Genomic DNA, 16,620 nt, shown 5'->3' on the forward strand with positions numbered 1-16,620 from the left:
GGCTGTCATCTCGCTCGGGCACCCTCGACGCCCCGGCCTTCGGCCTTTGTGGATTACACGGACGTCATGATCATTGTCACCGCCGGTGCGGCCTATCTGGATATCGACGCCTACGCCGGCTGCATCGCCTACGCCGAATTGCTCAACCTCAGCGGCCGCCCGGCCCGGGCCCTGAGCAGCGCACCGCTGAACGAGAGCATCCCGGCCCATTTCCGCCAGCAGCTCAAGGGCCTGGACCGCCACGTCCCGGATGGCGCCGACCAGTTCGTGCTGGTGGACATCTCCAACCACCTGCACCTGGACCCCTTGGTGGACCTCGCCCGGGTGATCGAGGTCATCGACCATCACCCCGGGTTCGAGGCCTTCTGGGACGAGCGCCTGGGCAAATACGCGGATATCCGCCAGATCGGCGCCGCCTGCACCCAGGTCTATGAGCGCTGGCGCGATTCCGGGCTGCTGCCCAGGATCAGCCGCGACAGCGCGCAACTGCTGGCGGCTGGAATCCTCGACAACACCCTGAACTTCACCGACCAGGGATGCACCGCAGCGGACCGCCAGGCCTATGCTGCCCTGGCCGCCCATGCAGGCCTGGGGCCGCAGTGGCCCGACGAGTACTTCCAGCAATGCCAGCAGCAGATCGAAGCGCAACTGGCGCAGGCCCTGCTCAAGGACCTGAAAGTCCTCGAACCTTCCAGCAACCTGCCGCGGCGCTTTGCCCAGCTGACCCTGTGGAATGGCGAGGGCCTGCTGGCGCGCCAGCGCAGCCTGATCGAGCAGGTGCTGGGGCAGTGGGGCGATGACTGGCTGCTGAACCTGATCAGCCTCAGCGAGGGCAAAAGCTACCTGCTGACCGGCAGCCCGGGCAGTGCCCGCAAGCTGGAGCGGCTGCTAGAGTGCAGCGCCCTGGACGGCGTGCATTGCCTGGCCCGGCCGATCCTGCGCAAGGAGCTGCTGCGCAAGGGCCTGGCGCTGCAGGCCTCGTCCTGTCGGACGGGCTAGTCGTCGAAGCCGCCCTGTTCGTGGATCTCGTCCATCTTCAGTTCCAGGCGGTAGGCCACGGCGATGAACAGCGCCTGGCACAGGCACAGGGTGGCGCTCAGTGAGCGGAAGGCGAAGGAGCTGCCTTCATTGACCAGCAGCACGCTGTTGGCGCGCTTGGCCAGGGGTGACAGGGTGCTGTCGGTGATGATCAGGGTCTTGGCCTGGTTGTGCTGGGCAATGCGCAGGCAATGCTGGGTCTCTTTGCCATAGGGGGTGAAGCTGATGGCGATCACCAGGTCGTTGGGGCGGATGCTGCGCATCTGCTCGCGGTAGCTGCCCCCCAGGCCCGACACCAGATGAATGCGCTTGTTGGTGTGCTGCAGGTTGTACACCAGGTAGTCGGCCACGGCGAAGGAACGGCGCACCCCCACCACGTAGATGTTGTCGGCGTTGACCACCAGGTCCACGGCCTTGTCGAAGGCCGTGTCGTCCAGTTCCAGGCCCAGGCGCTCGATGCCCGAGAGGGTGGCGTTGACGCATTCCCGAGCCAGGTCGCCGCCGCTGGCCTTCTGCGACTTGTTGGCAATCATGCTGCGGATGCGCTGCTGGTAGTTCTGTACCGGCGTGGCCTTGTGGGTGTAGGCCTGGCGAAACAGCGCCTGCATTTCACTGAAGCCGCTGAAGCCGAAACGCTGGGAGAAGCGCACGATGGCCGAGGGATGCACTTCGCATTCCCGGGCGATGTCGCTGATGCGGTCGACCATGATCCGGTCGCTCTGCTGGCTCATGTAGCTGGCAATGCGCTTGAGCTGGCGCGGCAGGCTCTCGTATTCCTCGGTGATCAGTTGCAGCAGGCGTTCGGCATTGATCGGAGGGCTGACGAGGTCGCTCTCGGGCGTGCTCTCGGACAAGGCCGGCTGATCGGTGCGGGACATAGAAAATCCTTCTGGCTTGTGCTTATGGGAACGGCCTGTGGCCCCGTCCCCTGACAATAGGTGGGCAGCCGGCAGTCTACAGGGTAGGGGCCGATAAAATCTTCGGGCTGATGCCGGCCGGCACCTTGCTGAAACGATGCATGACCTCTGGCTCAGGCTAGAACAAGTTTAATGGAAAAAATATTCCACGTAAAAAACTTATAGAAAAAATATTGATTGGCGCCGAGAGACGTTTTAGTCTGCATCCACCAAGAGTGTTCGGCGCCTGCCAAGGGCGGCGAGCACAGGCTGATAAAAATAACAGGAGCCAGCATGGGCCAGACTCGTTTTGCCAGTGGGCGTCAATTGGATCTGATTTGCCTCGGACGCCTGGGCGTCGATCTCTATGCACAGCAGGTCGGTGCGCGGCTGGAGGACGTCAGCAGTTTTGCCAAGTACCTCGGCGGCTCGTCGGCGAACATTGCCTTCGGCACCGCGCGCCTGGGCCTCAAGTCGGCGATGTTGAGCCGGGTCGGCGACGATCACATGGGGCGCTTCCTGGTGGAGTCCCTGGTGCGCGAAGGCTGTGACGTCAGCGCCATCCAGGTCGACCCGCAACGCCTCACCGCCATGGTCCTGCTGGGCCTCAAGGACCGCGAAACCTTCCCCCTGGTGTTCTACCGCGAGAACTGCGCGGACATGGCGCTGCGCGCCGAAGACATCGACGAAGCCTTTATTGCCTCCAGCAAGGCCTTGCTGATCACCGGCACCCATTTCTCCACCGACGGCGTCTACCGGGCCAGCCTCCAGGCCCTGGACTACGCGCAAAAGCACGGGGTCAACCGGGTCCTGGACATCGACTACCGGCCAGTGCTCTGGGGCCTGGCGGGCAAGGCTGACGGCGAGACCCGGTTTGTCGCTGATCACCAGGTCAGCCAGCATGTGCAAAGCATCCTGCCGCGCTTCGACCTGATCGTCGGCACCGAAGAAGAATTCCTCATTGCCGGCGGCAGCGCAGACCTGCTGACGGCCTTGCGCACGGTGCGCTCTTTGAGCGCCGCGACCCTGGTGGTCAAGCTCGGCCCGCAAGGGTGCACGGTGATCCACGGCGAGATTCCGCAGCGCCTGGAAGACGGGGCGATCTACCCCGGTGTGCGGGTGGAGGTGCTCAACGTGCTGGGCGCCGGCGATGCCTTCATGTCCGGCTTCCTCAGTGGCTGGCTGGAAGACGCCAGCGATGAGCGCTGCTGCCAGTTGGCCAACGCCTGCGGCGGCCTGGTGGTGTCGCGCCATGCCTGTGCCCCGGCGATGCCGACCCGCGCCGAACTGGACTACCTGTTCAGCAGCCCGGTGCCCATTACCCGTCCCGATCAGGACCCGGTCCTGCAGCGCCTGCATCAGGTCAGCGTGCCGCGCAAGGCCTGGAAGCAATTGTTCGTCTTTGCCTTCGATCACCGTGGGCAACTGGTGGAACTGGCGCAACAGGGCGGCCAGGACCCGACGCGCATCAGCGCCCTCAAGCAGCTGTTTATCCAGGCGGTGGAGCGGGTCGAGCAACTGCTGCGCGAGCAGGGCGTGGCGGCCGATGTGGGCCTGCTGGCCGACCAGCGCTTCGGCCAGGATGCGCTGAATGCCGCCACCGGGCGCGGTTGGTGGGTGGCGCGTCCGGTGGAGGTGCAGGGCTCGCGGCCGCTGGCCTTCGAGCATGGGCGCTCGGTGGGCAGCAACCTGATCGCCTGGCCCCAGGAGCAGATCATCAAGTGCCTGGTGCAATATCACCCGGACGATGAACCCCTGCTGCGCCTGGAGCAGGAAGCACAGATCCGCGGCCTGTATCAGGCGTCCCAGGTCAGCGGCCACGAGCTGCTGCTGGAAATCATCCCGCCCAAGGACCTGCCCGGGGCCCATCCCGAGGTGCTCTACCGCAGCCTCAAGCGCCTGTACAACCTGGGCATCTACCCGGCGTGGTGGAAGATCGAGGCGCAGTCGGCCGAGGAGTGGCAAAAGCTCGACGAGTTGATCCAGGAGCGTGACCCGTACTGCCGTGGCGTGGTGCTGCTGGGCCTGAATGCGTCGGCCGAATGCCTGGCCGAGGGCTTCCGGCAAGCCGCCAACAGCCAGACTTGCCGTGGTTTTGCCGTGGGCCGGACGATTTTCCAGGAACCGAGCCGTGGGTGGCTGGCGGGGGAGATCGACGACGAAACCCTGATCCAGCAAGTGCAGGGCACCTTCGAACAACTGATCAACGCCTGGCGCAGCGCCCGCTCCCAGTAGGAGCCGGCTGGCCGGCGAAGAGGGTCTTGAGCCTGGTGCCAGGCTCGCCGGAGCCTTCGCTGGCAAGCCAGCTCCTACGAGTGCGAGGCCGTACTCCACGCTTTCATGAATAACAACAAAAGGTGCAGCCATGCCCGCTATCCGAATTGGCATCAACCCGATCTCCTGGAGCAACGACGACCTGCCGGCCTTGGGCGGTGAAACGCCCCTGAGCACCGCCCTGAGCGAAGGCCGCGACATCGGTTACCAAGGCTTTGAACTCAACGGCAAGTTCCCCAAGGACGCCAAGGGCGTGGGCGATGTGTTGCGCCCTTATGACCTGGCGCTGGTCTCGGGCTGGTACTCCAGCCGCCTGGCCCGGCGTTCGGTGGCGCAGGAAATCGACGCCATTGCCAGCCACGTCGAACTGCTGAAACGCAACGGCGCCTCGGTGCTGGTCTACGGCGAAGTGGCCGACTCGATCCAGGGTTCACCGGTGCGCCTGATCGAGCGTCCGCGCTTCCACAGTGAACAGGCTTGGCAGGATTACGCCGACAAGCTCACGGAGCTGGCGCGCTTCACCCTGTCTGAGGGTGTGCGCCTGGCCTACCACCACCACATGGGCGCCTACGTCGAGTCCCCGGCAGACATCGACAAACTGATGAGCCTGACCGGCGAGGAAGTCGGCCTGCTGTTCGATTCGGGCCACTGCTACATGGGCGGCGGCGAACCCTTGGAGGTGCTGCGCAAGCACATTCGCCGCGTCTGCCACGTGCACTTCAAGGACGTGCGCAAGCCGGTGGTGCAACTGGCGCGCAACAACCTGTGGAGCTTCCCGGACTGCATCGTCAACGGCACCTTCACTGTGCCCGGTGATGGCGACATCGACTTTGCCGCCTTGCTCGATGTGCTACTGGCGGCCGACTACCAGGGCTGGCTGGTGGTGGAAGCCGAGCAGGACCCGGCCGTGGCGCCGAGCTACGTCTACGCGAAAAAAGGTTACGACACCCTGCGGGCCCTGCTGGACGCCGCTCTGCAACGCAGGAGTACTGCCCAATGAACCTGCTGGTGAAAAGCGCGGCCAAGGGCCGGACCCTGGTCCAGCTGCCAGAGGGCGCCCTGGAATACGTGGGGTTCAGTGCCTACCGCCTGAGCCTGGGGGAAAGCCTGCCGGTCAGCGCCGGCGACCAGGAGCTTTGCCTGGTGCTGCTCAGCGGCCGCATCGATGTGCAGGGCCAATCGCCCCAGGGCGCCTTCAAGTGGGACAACCTGGGCGACCGGCAATCGGTGTTCGAAGACAAATCACCCTTTGCCGCCTACCTGCCGCCGGGCAGCCAGGTCCAGGTCACCGCCTTGAGCGAGGTGCAGATTGCCCTGTGTGCCGCCCCGGGTGATGCCGCCGCTGGCCTCGGCGCGCGCCTGATCCGCCCGGAGCAGTGCAAGCGCAGCGTGCGCGGCAAGGGCGCCAATACCCGTTATGTCTGCGACATCCTGCCCGACAGCGAGCCGGCCCATTCCCTGCTGGTGGTGGAGGTGCGCACGCCGTCCGGGCATTCCTCCAGCTACCCGCCGCACAAGCACGACACCGATGACTTGCCGCACCAGAGTTTTCTGGAAGAGACCTATTACCACCAGATCAACCCGCCCCAGGGCTTTGTCTTCCAGCGGGTCTACACCGACGACCGCAGCATCGACCAGGCCATGGCCGTGGAAAACAGCGACCTGGTGGTGGTGCCCAAGGGCTATCACCCGGTCAGCGTGCCTTACGGCTACGAGTCCTATTACCTGAACGTCATGGCCGGGCCGAAGCGGGTCTGGCAGTTCCATAACGACCCGCAGCACAGCTGGCTGCTGGATCTCTGAAGCCCCGAACTCAGACGGCAACCCTTTACGGAGAACAAGAACAATGAGCGATACCCCGGTAATAGGTCATTACATCGGCGGCCAGGTGCAGGACGCTGGCGAACGTTTCAGCCAGGTGTTCAACCCGGCCACGGGTGCGGTCCAGGCCCGCGTCGCCCTGGCCAGCCAGAAGACCGTGGACGAGGCCGTGGCCTCGGCGCTGAAGGCCTTTCCCGCCTGGTCCGAACAGTCCTCCCTGCGCCGCGCGCGGGTGATGTTCAAGTTCAAGGAACTGCTGGACCAGCACCACAAGGAACTGGCGCAGATCATCACCCGCGAGCACGGCAAGGTGCTGTCCGACGCCATGGGCGAAGTGACCCGTGGCATCGAGATCGTCGAGTACGCCTGTGGCGCGCCGAACCTGTTGAAAACCGATTTCAGCGACAACATCGGTGGCGGCATCGATAACTGGAACCTGCGCCAGCCCCTGGGCGTGTGCGCCGGGGTCACGCCGTTCAACTTCCCGGTGATGGTGCCGCTGTGGATGATCCCCATCGCCCTGATCACCGGTAACTGCTTCATCCTCAAACCGTCCGAGCGCGACCCGTCCGCCAGCCTGCTGATGGCGCGCCTGCTGACCGAAGCCGGGTTGCCCGAAGGGGTGTTCAACGTGGTCCAGGGCGACAAGAGCGCCGTGGACGGCTTGCTCCAGCACCCGGACATCGAGGCGATTTCCTTTGTCGGTTCGACGCCGATTGCCGAGTACATCCACCAGCAGGCCAGCGCCCGGGGCAAGCGTGTGCAGGCCCTGGGGGGGGCCAAGAACCACATGATCGTGATGCCCGACGCCGACCTGGACCAGGCCGCCGATGCACTGATCGGTGCGGCCTACGGCTCGGCCGGCGAGCGCTGCATGGCGATCTCCATCGCCGTGGCGGTGGGCGAGGTGGCCGACGAATTGATCGCCAAGCTGCTGCCGCGCATCGACCAGCTCAAGGTCGGCAACGGCTTGCAGGGCGACAGCGACATGGGGCCGCTGGTGACCGCCGAGCACAAGGCCAAGGTTGAAGGTTTCATCGACCAGGGCGTGGCCCAGGGAGCACAGCTGCTGGTGGACGGTCGCGGCTTCAAGGTGCCGGGGGCGGAGCAGGGCTTTTTTGTCGGCGCCACCCTGTTCGATCACGTCACCACCCAGATGAGCATCTACCAGCAGGAAATCTTCGGGCCGGTGCTGGGCATTGTGCGGGTGCCCGACTTTGCCAGCGCAGTGGCGCTGATCAACGCCCATGAATTCGGCAATGGCGTGTCCTGTTTCACCCGCGACGGCGGCGTGGCCCGGGCCTTTGCCCGCAGTATCAAGGTGGGCATGGTGGGCATCAACGTGCCGATTCCGGTGCCCATGGCCTGGCATTCCTTCGGTGGCTGGAAGCGCTCGCTGTTCGGCGACCACCATGCCTACGGCGAGGAAGGCGTGCGCTTTTACAGCCGCTACAAGAGCGTGATGCAGCGCTGGCCCGACAGCATCGCCAAGGGCCCGGAGTTCAGCATGCCGACGGCCAAGTAACGGTCGCGACGCGATGGATTTTGGAGAACAAGAAGAATGAGCCAGCCCCTGCGTTTCGCCCTGAATCGTATGGTTGCACCGCGTTTGTCACCGCCGGCGTTTATCGACCTGGCGCTGACGCTGAAGGTCGATGCCATTGAGTTCCGTAACGACCTTGCGGGCGTGGAAATCGAGGACGGCACGCCGCCGCAGCTGGTCCGCGAATTGTGCGCGGCCCAGGGCATCAAGGTGTTGTCGATCAACGCCCTGTACCCCTTCGATGTGTGGAACGACGAGCGTCGCCAGCAGGTCCTGAAACTTGCCGCCTATGCCCGTGCCTGCGGCGCCGAGGGGCTGGTGATGTGCCCGCTCAATGACCCTGCCGATCCGCGCACTGAGGCCCAGCGCAGCAGCGGTTTGCACAGCGCTTTGACCGAGCTGGCGCCGATTCTGCGGGATCACGGCCTGCTGGGGTTTATCGAGCCCCTGGGCTTTGAGGAATGTGCGCTGCGCCACAAGCGCACGGCAGTGGAGGCGATCCGTGCCATCGGCGGCCTGGATGTGTTGCGCCTGGTGCACGACACCTTCCACCACCACTTGGCCGGCGAGCGTGAGTTGTTCCCCGAGCTGACCGGGCTGGTGCACATCTCCGGTGTCGAGGACCGCCAAGCGCCGCTCAACCGCATTCGCGACGGCCATCGGGTACTAGTAGCCGAGGCGGACATCCTCGGCAATGTGGCGCAGATCGACACCTTGCGCAGCAGTGGCTACAGCGGCTACCTGTCGTTCGAGCCTTTTGCCGAGAGCGTGCACGGGCTGGCGGACATCCAGCAGGCGATCGGGGCGAGCATGGCCCACCTGCAGCAATCCCTGACTTGACGCCGCCCTCATGTAGGAGCCGGCTTGCCGGCGAAGGGGCCCCACAGCGGGGCGCAAGTCTCGAAGGTGCTTTCGCTGGCAAGCCAGCTCCTACGGGAGTCTTGGCAGGGCCGTTGGCTACACATCATGAATGAGGTGCAAACCATGAGTACGACACGCTTGACCATGGCCCAGGCCCTGGTGAAATTCCTCGATAACCAATACGTCGAGGTGGATGGGGTCCAGAGCAAGTTCATCGCCGGGGTCTTCACCATTTTCGGCCACGGGAACGTGCTCGGCCTGGGCCAGGCCCTGGAGCAGGACAGTGGCGACCTGGTGGTGCACCAGGGCCGCAACGAGCAGGGCATGGCCCACGCCGCCATTGGTTTCGCCAAGCAGCACCTGCGGCGCAAGATCTACGCCTGCAGCTCCTCGGTGGGCCCCGGCGCGGCCAATATGCTGACCGCGGCGGCCACCGCCACGGCCAACCGGATTCCCTTGCTGTTGCTGCCGGGGGACGTTTACGCCAGCCGCCAGCCGGACCCGGTGCTGCAACAGATCGAACAGTTCCATGACCTGAGCATCAGCACCAATGATGCCTTCAAGGCCGTGAGCAAATACTGGGACCGCATCAACCGTCCCGAGCAACTGATGAGCGCGGCGATCCACGCCATGCGCGTGCTCACCGACCCAGCGGAAACTGGCGCCGTGACCCTGGCATTGCCCCAGGATGTGCAGGGCGAAGCCTACGATTACCCGGATTCCTTCCTCGCCAAGCGCGTGCATCGCATCGACCGCCGCCCGGCCACCGAGGCCATGCTCGGCGATGCCCTGGCGCTGCTCAAAGGCAAGCGCAAGCCGCTGATCATCTGTGGCGGCGGGGTCAAGTATTCCGGGGCCAACCGGGCGTTGCAGGCCTTTGCCGAACGCTTCGGCATCCCCTTTGCCGAAACCCAGGCGGGCAAGAGCGCGGTGGTTTCCGAGCATCCGTTGAACGTCGGCGGGATCGGCGAGACCGGCTGCCTCGCGGCCAACCTGCTGGCCAGGGACGCCGACCTGATCATCGGCATCGGCACCCGCTACAGCGATTTCACCACCTCGTCGAAATGGCTGTTCCAGCACCCGGAGGTGGCGTTCCTCAACCTCAATGTCTGCCCTGGCGACAGCCTCAAGATGGAGGGTGTGCAGCTACTGGCCGATGCTCGCGCCGGCTTGCAGGCCCTGAGCGAAACCCTGGGCCGCAGCGGCTATCGGGCGGCCTGGGACGGACAGATCAGTGCGGCCAAGGCGCAGTTGGAGGCCGAGGTGGACCGGGTGTATCAGGTGCAATACCAGGACGACGGTTTTGTCCCGGAGATCAACGACCACATGGACCCGGCGGTGCTGCGCGAATTCATCGAGTTGACCGGTTCCTGCCTGACCCAGAGCCGGGTGCTCGGGCTGCTCAACCAGGCCTTGCCCGAGGACGGCATCATCGTCGCCGCCGCCGGCAGCCTGCCCGGCGACCTGCAGCGCAGCTGGCGCAGCAAGGGGGTCAATACCTACCACGTGGAATACGGCTATTCGTGCATGGGCTACGAGGTCAACGCGGCCCTGGGGGTCAAGCTCGCCGAGCCGGATCGCGAGGTGTACGCCCTGGTGGGCGACGGCTCCTACCTGATGCTGCACTCGGAACTGGTCACCTCGATCCAGGAGCGGCGCAAGATCAACGTGGTGCTGCTGGACAACATGACCTTCGGCTGCATCAACAACCTGCAGATGGGCCACGGCATGGACAGCTTCGGCACCGAGTTCCGCTACCGCAACCTGCAGAGCGGCAAGCTCGACGGCGGCTTTGTGCCGGTGGACTTCGCCATGAGCGCCGCCGCCTACGGCTGCAAGACCTACAAGGTCAGCACTGAGGAGCAACTGCTGGCGGCCCTGGCCGATGCCCGGACCCAGACGGTATCGACCCTGATCGACATCAAGGTCCTGCCCAAGACCATGATCCACAGCTACCTGTCCTGGTGGCGGGTGTGCGTGGCCCAGGTGTCCACCAGCGAACGCACCGATGCGGCGGCCAAGATCCTTAATGAACGCCTGGCCCAGGCCCGGCAGTACTGATTGCTCTGCAACGAACAACAACAGGAGTATCTGCATGTCTTTGAAACTTGGCGTTATCGGGACCGGGGCCATCGGCCAGGATCATATCCGTCGTTGCAGCCAGACCCTGCTGGGCAGCCAGGTGGTGGCGGTCACCGACATCAACCTGGCGTCGGCGGCCAAGGTGGTCAGCGACCTCAAGCTCAGCGCCGAGGTCTACCCGGACGGCCACGCGCTGATCAAGGCGGCGGACGTCGAGGCGGTGCTGGTCACCTCCTGGGGCCCGAGCCACGAGGAGTTCGTGCTGGCGGCGATTGCCGCAGGCAAGCCGGTGTTCTGTGAAAAACCTCTGGCGGTGACCGCCGCCGGCTGCCGGCGCATCGTCGAGGCCGAAATCGCCCACGGCAAGCGCCTGGTGCAGGTGGGTTTCATGCGCCCCTACGATGCCGGTTACCAGGCCTTGAAGGCGGTGATCGACAGCGGCCAGATCGGCGAGCCGCTGATGCTGCACTGCGCCCACCGCAACCCGCGGGTGGGTGAGAACTACAAGACCGACATGGCCATCACCGACACCCTGATCCATGAGCTGGACGTACTGCGCTGGCTGCTGGCTGACGATTATGTGTCGGTGCAGGTGGTGTTCCCGCGCAAGACCAGCAAGGCCCTGGCCCACTTGCGCGACCCGCAGATCGTGCTGCTGGAAACCGCCCGTGGCACGCGCATCGACGTCGAGGTGTTCGTCAACTGCCAGTACGGCTACGACATCCAGTGCGAAGTGGTGGGGGAGAGCGGTATCGCCAGGCTGCCGGAGCCGTCCCAGGTGCAATTGCGCAGCGAAGCCAAGCTGTCCAACGCCATCCTGATGGATTGGAAGGACCGTTTTATCGCCGCCTATGACGTGGAGTTGCAGGCCTTTATCGACGGCGTGCGCGCCGGCCAGGTAGGCGGGCCCTCGGCCTGGGACGGCTTTGCCGCCGCCGTGGCGGCCGATGCCTGCATCGAAGCGCAGGGCAGCGGCCAGATCGTCAAGATCGAGCTGCCTGAGCGCCCGGGCTTCTACGCCTGACCTTGTACCGGGCCCGCCCGGGGGGATTTGCGGGGGGCGCCTCCGGTTGGGCGCCGCTGAACCGCCGCCCGGGTTTTCCCCGGGCGCGCCCCCATTGGGCTTGGGCGCACATTCGCCACGGGGCCAGGATTTTCAAGGCTTTAACTGATTTAGAATAAAATTCTAAAATGAGTTGATGTAGAAATTATTTTCCAATAAAGTCATTTTCAGGTTGCCGACTCGCTAGGTCGCACGCCCTCAAGCAAACCATGAGAGGCGTGCGGACCGACCCACAAAAACAACAGGTACCGTCGATGAAAACCTTCACTAGCACCATCCTCGCTCTACGTTCGCGATTTCGCAGCTCGCCCGCGCCAACCTCCGCTTCGCCTCGGCCCAGCCGCTCTGCCGTCCTCCTGACCTGCCTCGGCTTTCTGTGTGTAGAACGCAACGGTTCACTGCTGTGCTGCGTACCCGGTGCCCCCATCGTGCATCTGTCGCTCTGAGTGGTTTCTGCGCTTTATCCATAAAACCTACAAGAATGTGGAGAAAGACCTGTGATGAACACCAAGATCCGTTTTGCCTCGCTTGCACTGTCGATGCTGCTGGCCAGTGGGGCCGCCTTCGCCGACATCAAGATCGGCGTGAGCATGTCGCAGTTCGATGACACCTGGCTGACCTATCTGCGCGAGTCGATGGATCAGAAAGCCAAGTCCCTGCCCGATGGCGTCAAGCTGCAGTTCGAAGACGCCCGCAGCGATGTGGTCAAGCAATTGAGCCAGGTCGAGAACTTCATCAGCCAGAAAGTCGACGCGATCGTGGTCAACCCGGTGGACACCGCCGCCACTAAGAAAATCACCGAGGCCGCGGTGAAGGCCGGCATCCCCCTGGTGTACGTCAACCGCCGCCCGGATGACCTGAACCTGCCCAAGGGCGTGGTCACTGTGGCCTCCAACGACCTGGAAGCCGGGAAAATGCAGATGCAGTACCTGGCCGACAAGATGGGCGGCAAGGGCGACATCGTGATCCTGCTGGGCGACCTGGCGAACAACTCCACCACCAACCGCACCAAGGGAGTGAAGGAGGTGCTGGCCCAGTACCCGGGGATCAAGGTCGACCAGGAACAGACCGGGGTCTGGCTGCGGGACAAGGGCATGACCCTGGTCAACGACTGGCTGACCCAGGGCCGCAAGTTCGACGCGGTGGTGTCCAACAACGATGAAATGGCCATTGGTGCCGCCATGGCGCTGAAGCAGGCCGGAGTCGAGAAGGGCAGTGTGCTGATCGCCGGTGTCGACGGCACTCCGGATGGCCTGCGTGCGGTGAAGAAGGGCGAATTGGCGCTCTCGGTGTTCCAAGACGCCAAGGGCCAGGCGGACGGTTCCATCGATACCGCGGTGAAGATGATCAAGCATGAGCCGGTAGAGCCGGCGGTGTGGGTTCCGTATCGGCTGATCACCCCGGACAACGTCGACCAGTTCAAGTAACGCCGCTCACCTTCCAGAGCTGTTCCAGAAGAACAGGCTCTAACAACAATAAGTAATAAGTGGCAAGGCGGCCTCGGGCGGCCTTGCCGATGGAGTACCTGATCATGTTCTCTAGCGCGACTGCCTCGAGCACCCCGCTGGCGGGTATCTTGCCTGCCGCCACATCGATTGAAGAACCCTATCTGCTGGAGGTGATCAACGTCAGCAAGGGCTTTCCCGGTGTGGTCGCCCTGTCCGATGTGCAACTGCGGGTACGCCCGGGAACGGTGCTGGCGCTGATGGGCGAGAACGGCGCCGGCAAGTCGACCCTGATGAAAATCATCGCTGGCATCTATCAGCCGGACGCCGGCGAGCTGCGCCTCAAGGGCCGGCCAGTGGTGTTCGAAACGCCCCTGCAGGCCCTGCAATCGGGCATCGCCATGATCCATCAGGAGCTCAACCTGATGCCGCACATGAGCATTGCCGAGAACATCTGGATCGGCCGTGAGCAGCTCAACGGCCTGCGCATGATCGATCACCGCGCCATGCACCGCTGCACCGCGCAGTTGCTGGAACGCCTGCGCATCAACCTCGACCCCGAGGAGCAGGTGGGCAACCTGAGCATTGCCGAGCGGCAGATGGTGGAGATCGCCAAGGCGGTGTCCTACGACTCCGACGTGCTGATCATGGACGAACCGACCTCGGCCATTACCGACAAGGAAGTGGCGCACCTGTTCTCGATCATTGCCGACCTCAAGGCCCAGGGTAAGGGCATCATCTATATCACCCACAAAATGAACGAAGTGTTCGCCATCGCCGATGAAGTGGCGGTGTTCCGCGACGGTGCCTATATCGGCCTGCAACGGGCCGACAGCCTGGACGGCGACAGCCTGATCTCGATGATGGTGGGGCGCGAGCTGAGCCAGCTGTTTCCCCAGCGCGAGAACCCTGTCGGCGACCTGCTGCTCCAGGTCCGCGACCTGCGCCTGGACGGGGTGTTCGACAGGGTGTCCTTCGACCTGCATGCCGGGGAGATCCTCGGCATCGCCGGGCTGATGGGCTCGGGCCGGACCAATGTTGCCGAGACCCTGTTCGGTATCACCCCCTGCGACGGCGGCGAGATGGTTCTCGACGGCCAGGCCCTGCGCATCAGCGACCCGCACCAGGCGATCGAGAAGGGCTTTGCCCTGCTGACCGAGGATCGCAAGCTCAGCGGGCTGTTCCCGTGCCTGTCGGTCCTGGAAAACATGGAAGTGGCGGTGCTGCCGCATTACGCCGGCGGCGGCTTTGTCCAGCAGAAGGCCTTGCGTGCCCTGTGCGAGGACATGTGCAAGAAGCTGCGGGTCAAGACCCCTTCCCTGGAGCAATGCATCGATACCTTGTCCGGGGGCAATCAGCAGAAGGCCCTGTTGGCGCGCTGGCTGATGACCAACCCGCGCATCCTGATCCTTGATGAGCCGACCCGGGGTATCGACGTCGGGGCCAAGGCCGAGATCTACCGCTTGATCTCCTTCCTCGCCAGCGAAGGCATGGCGGTGATCATGATTTCCTCGGAGCTGCCCGAAGTGCTGGGCATGAGCGACCGGGTCATGGTCATGCACGAAGGTGAACTCATGGGCACCCTCGACCGCAGCGAGGCGACCCAGGAACGGGTGATGCAATTGGCGTCAGGAATGTCGGTGGTGCACTGATTCTTCAATCGATGGCGGTCGGCGGCGCTGTGATTCGCCGCGGCCAGGCACTAACAAAGGTGAGTGGTTATGAACGTGATGTCTGAAAACAAACCGGCCGCGGCGCCCGCTAGAACGCGCCGGCGCCTTCCCACCGAACTGAGTATTTTTCTGGTCCTGATCGGCATCGGCCTGGTCTTCGAGCTGTTCGGCTGGATCGTGCGTGACCAGAGCTTCCTGATGAACTCCCAGCGCCTGGTGCTGATGATCCTCCAGGTGTCGATCATCGGCCTGCTGGCCATCGGCGTGACCCAGGTGATCATCACCACGGGCATCGACCTGTCCTCGGGCTCGGTGCTGGCGCTGTCGGCGATGATTGCCGCCAGCCTGGCCCAGACCTCGGACTTTGCCCGTGCAGTGTTTCCGTCCCTGACCGACTTGCCGGTGTGGATACCGGTGGTGGCCGGGCTGGGGGTGGGCCTGCTGGCGGGGGCGATCAACGGCAGCATCATCGCCATCACTGGTATTCCGCCCTTTATCGCCACCCTGGGCATGATGGTGTCGGCCCGCGGCCTGGCCCGCTATTACACCGAAGGCCAGCCGGTGAGCATGCTGTCCGATTCCTACACCGCCATCGGTCACGGGGCGATGCCGGTGATCATCTTCCTGGTAGTGGCGGTGATCTTCCACATCGCCTTGCGCTACACCAAGTACGGCAAATACACCTACGCCATCGGCGGCAACATGCAGGCGGCGCGCACCTCGGGGATCAACGTCAAGCGCCATCTGGTGATCGTCTACAGCATCGCCGGGTTGCTGGCGGGGCTGGCCGGGGTGGTGGCCTCGGCGCGGGCCGCCACCGGGCAGGCGGGGATGGGCATGTCCTATGAACTGGATGCGATTGCCGCGGCCGTGATCGGCGGCACCAGCCTGGCCGGTGGCGTGGGGCGGATCACCGGCACGGTGATCGGCGCGCTGATTCTTGGCGTCATGGCCAGCGGCTTCACTTTTGTCGGCGTGGATGCCTACATCCAGGACATCATCAAGGGCCTGATCATCGTGGTGGCGGTGGTCATTGACCAGTACCGCAACAAGCGCAAGCTCAAGCGCTGATCCACCATTCTGTTGTCGGCGCCGGCTGGCCAGCGAAGGCGCCCACAAGATGAGGTACAACGGACGGGACTGTTCGCCGGCACGTTGGTTTTTGCGGCGGAGAAACGGGGGAAAAGGCTCCGAATCCGCCGTCCGGTACTGCCGTTTGTCTTCTAAAAGACCTGCTCGTATGGAATTTTTTGTTATAAAAGCACTCTGACAAGCGCCACCAAAGCCCGCAATTGCGGGCTTTGTGCGGTTTGTCAGACAGATTCGCTGTCATTTCAGTTGCTGCGCCCTCAAACCGGCCTTAGACTGCCGCCCCTCGTAAATTGAGTGCCGGGTGGCGCTTGGAAGGTATGGCGCCTTTCTGATGACCTGACGGGTCAACCGGAAACAGTTTGAATTCGCCTTAATGCACGTATTTTTTATAGAGAAATCAATGACCAAGGAAAAGTTGCTGGCCATGCCGGCGGATGACTACATGAATGCCGAGCAGCACGCTTTTTTCAGCGACCTGTTGCAAGCCATGAAGGTGGAAACCCACGAGCGCATCGAACAGAACCGGATCGCCATTGAAAGCCTGGACACCCCGGCTGACCCGGCCGACGCCGCTTCCGTCGAAGAAGAGCGCACCTGGTTGGTCAACGCCATTGATCGTGACCAGCGCATGCTGCCGCAATTGGAGCAGGCCCTGGGCCGGATCAGTGACGACAGCTTCGGCTGGTGCGATGACAGCGGCGAGCCGATCGGCCTCAAGCGCCTGCTGATCAGCCCAACCACCAAGTACTGCATCGAAGCCCAAGAGCGCCACGAGCAGATCGACAAGCATCAGCGTCAAGCCTGATCGCCAGCCCCCGCCACAGCGGGGGCT

13 protein-coding genes are annotated in these 16,620 nt (G+C 63.9%); 12 read left to right on the forward strand and 1 reads right to left on the reverse strand.

The features are described from left to right. Positions 1-66: 66 nt before the first annotated feature. A complete protein-coding gene (locus tag KHO49_RS27485) occupies positions 67-999 on the forward strand; it encodes a DHH family phosphoesterase (protein WP_213666202.1) in 933 nt (310 codons plus the stop codon). On the opposite strand, the gene KHO49_RS27490 is transcribed toward KHO49_RS27485, so the two are convergent. After that, a complete protein-coding gene (locus KHO49_RS27490) occupies positions 996-1,916 on the reverse strand; it encodes a MurR/RpiR family transcriptional regulator (RefSeq protein WP_102879756.1) in 921 nt (306 codons plus the stop codon). The genes KHO49_RS27485 and KHO49_RS27490 overlap by 4 nt on opposite strands. A gap of 312 nt (positions 1,917-2,228) precedes the next feature. Between KHO49_RS27490 and KHO49_RS27495 the strand changes: the two genes are divergently transcribed. The 11 genes from KHO49_RS27495 to KHO49_RS27545 all read left to right on the forward strand — a co-directional run bounded on the left by KHO49_RS27495 (position 2,229) and on the right by KHO49_RS27545 (position 16,593). Further along, entirely contained in the window at positions 2,229-4,169 is a 1,941-nt protein-coding gene (locus KHO49_RS27495; RefSeq protein WP_213666203.1) for a bifunctional 5-dehydro-2-deoxygluconokinase/5-dehydro-2-deoxyphosphogluconate aldolase, read from the forward strand. Between the two features lie 130 nt (positions 4,170-4,299). Then, positions 4,300-5,208 (forward strand): myo-inosose-2 dehydratase, encoded by a 909-nt coding sequence (iolE, locus tag KHO49_RS27500; protein WP_213666204.1) that lies wholly within the window; start codon positions 4,300-4,302, stop codon positions 5,206-5,208. Beyond that, the gene (iolB, locus tag KHO49_RS27505; RefSeq protein ID WP_213666205.1) at positions 5,205-6,011 is read left to right on the forward strand and encodes a 5-deoxy-glucuronate isomerase; all 807 of its coding nucleotides are present in this window, start codon (positions 5,205-5,207) and stop codon (positions 6,009-6,011) included. The genes iolE and iolB overlap by 4 nt, the downstream gene beginning before the upstream one ends. A 43-nt stretch (positions 6,012-6,054) precedes the next feature. After that, positions 6,055-7,554 carry a CoA-acylating methylmalonate-semialdehyde dehydrogenase gene (locus KHO49_RS27510; RefSeq protein ID WP_102879752.1) on the forward strand — a complete coding sequence of 500 codons (1,500 nt, stop codon included), beginning with the start codon at positions 6,055-6,057 and terminating at the stop codon, positions 7,552-7,554. Positions 7,555-7,590: 36 nt separating this feature from the next. Next, positions 7,591-8,412: a TIM barrel protein gene (locus tag KHO49_RS27515; protein WP_213666206.1), complete on the forward strand. Its 822-nt coding sequence runs from the start codon at positions 7,591-7,593 to the stop codon at positions 8,410-8,412. 144 nt (positions 8,413-8,556) lie between these two features. Next, positions 8,557-10,494 (forward strand): 3D-(3,5/4)-trihydroxycyclohexane-1,2-dione acylhydrolase (decyclizing), encoded by a 1,938-nt coding sequence (iolD, locus tag KHO49_RS27520; RefSeq protein ID WP_213666207.1) that lies wholly within the window; start codon positions 8,557-8,559, stop codon positions 10,492-10,494. Between the two features lie 34 nt (positions 10,495-10,528). Then, entirely contained in the window at positions 10,529-11,539 is a 1,011-nt protein-coding gene (iolG, locus tag KHO49_RS27525) for a bifunctional inositol 2-dehydrogenase/D-chiro-inositol 1-dehydrogenase (protein ID WP_110653630.1), read from the forward strand. A gap of 539 nt (positions 11,540-12,078) precedes the next feature. Then, on the forward strand, positions 12,079-13,005 hold the full coding sequence (locus tag KHO49_RS27530; RefSeq protein ID WP_102864452.1) for a sugar ABC transporter substrate-binding protein: 927 nt from the start codon (positions 12,079-12,081) through the stop codon (positions 13,003-13,005). Between the two features lie 104 nt (positions 13,006-13,109). Further along, positions 13,110-14,675 (forward strand): sugar ABC transporter ATP-binding protein, encoded by a 1,566-nt coding sequence (locus KHO49_RS27535; RefSeq protein ID WP_110597018.1) that lies wholly within the window; start codon positions 13,110-13,112, stop codon positions 14,673-14,675. 69 nt (positions 14,676-14,744) lie between these two features. After that, positions 14,745-15,767: an ABC transporter permease gene (locus KHO49_RS27540; RefSeq protein ID WP_102864453.1), complete on the forward strand. Its 1,023-nt coding sequence runs from the start codon at positions 14,745-14,747 to the stop codon at positions 15,765-15,767. Positions 15,768-16,188: 421 nt separating this feature from the next. Further along, entirely contained in the window at positions 16,189-16,593 is a 405-nt protein-coding gene (locus KHO49_RS27545) for a TraR/DksA family transcriptional regulator (RefSeq protein WP_011060892.1), read from the forward strand. Positions 16,594-16,620: the final 27 nt, after the last annotated feature.

This window comes from Pseudomonas sp. RC4D1 (assembly GCF_018390395.1).
Classification (GTDB): domain Bacteria; phylum Pseudomonadota; class Gammaproteobacteria; order Pseudomonadales; family Pseudomonadaceae; genus Aquipseudomonas; species Aquipseudomonas danubii.

Bases quoted from the DNA above. Each gene is read 5' to 3' on its own strand.
- KHO49_RS27535 (WP_110597018.1), top strand. From the start codon at position 13,110: ATGTTCTCTAGCGCGACTGCCTCGAGCACCCCGCTGGCGGGTATCTTG.
- KHO49_RS27510 (WP_102879752.1), top strand. From the start codon at position 6,055: ATGAGCGATACCCCGGTAATAGGTCATTACATCGGCGGCCAGGTGCAG.
- iolE (WP_213666204.1), top strand. From the start codon at position 4,300: ATGCCCGCTATCCGAATTGGCATCAACCCGATCTCCTGGAGCAACGAC.
- KHO49_RS27530 (WP_102864452.1), top strand. From the start codon at position 12,079: ATGAACACCAAGATCCGTTTTGCCTCGCTTGCACTGTCGATGCTGCTG.
- KHO49_RS27540 (WP_102864453.1), top strand. From the start codon at position 14,745: ATGAACGTGATGTCTGAAAACAAACCGGCCGCGGCGCCCGCTAGAACG.
- KHO49_RS27545 (WP_011060892.1), top strand. From the start codon at position 16,189: ATGACCAAGGAAAAGTTGCTGGCCATGCCGGCGGATGACTACATGAAT.
- KHO49_RS27490 (WP_102879756.1), bottom strand. From the start codon at position 1,916: ATGTCCCGCACCGATCAGCCGGCCTTGTCCGAGAGCACGCCCGAGAGC.
- KHO49_RS27495 (WP_213666203.1), top strand. From the start codon at position 2,229: ATGGGCCAGACTCGTTTTGCCAGTGGGCGTCAATTGGATCTGATTTGC.
- iolB (WP_213666205.1), top strand. From the start codon at position 5,205: ATGAACCTGCTGGTGAAAAGCGCGGCCAAGGGCCGGACCCTGGTCCAG.
- iolD (WP_213666207.1), top strand. From the start codon at position 8,557: ATGAGTACGACACGCTTGACCATGGCCCAGGCCCTGGTGAAATTCCTC.
- iolG (WP_110653630.1), top strand. From the start codon at position 10,529: ATGTCTTTGAAACTTGGCGTTATCGGGACCGGGGCCATCGGCCAGGAT.
- KHO49_RS27515 (WP_213666206.1), top strand. From the start codon at position 7,591: ATGAGCCAGCCCCTGCGTTTCGCCCTGAATCGTATGGTTGCACCGCGT.
- KHO49_RS27485 (WP_213666202.1), top strand. From the start codon at position 67: ATGATCATTGTCACCGCCGGTGCGGCCTATCTGGATATCGACGCCTAC.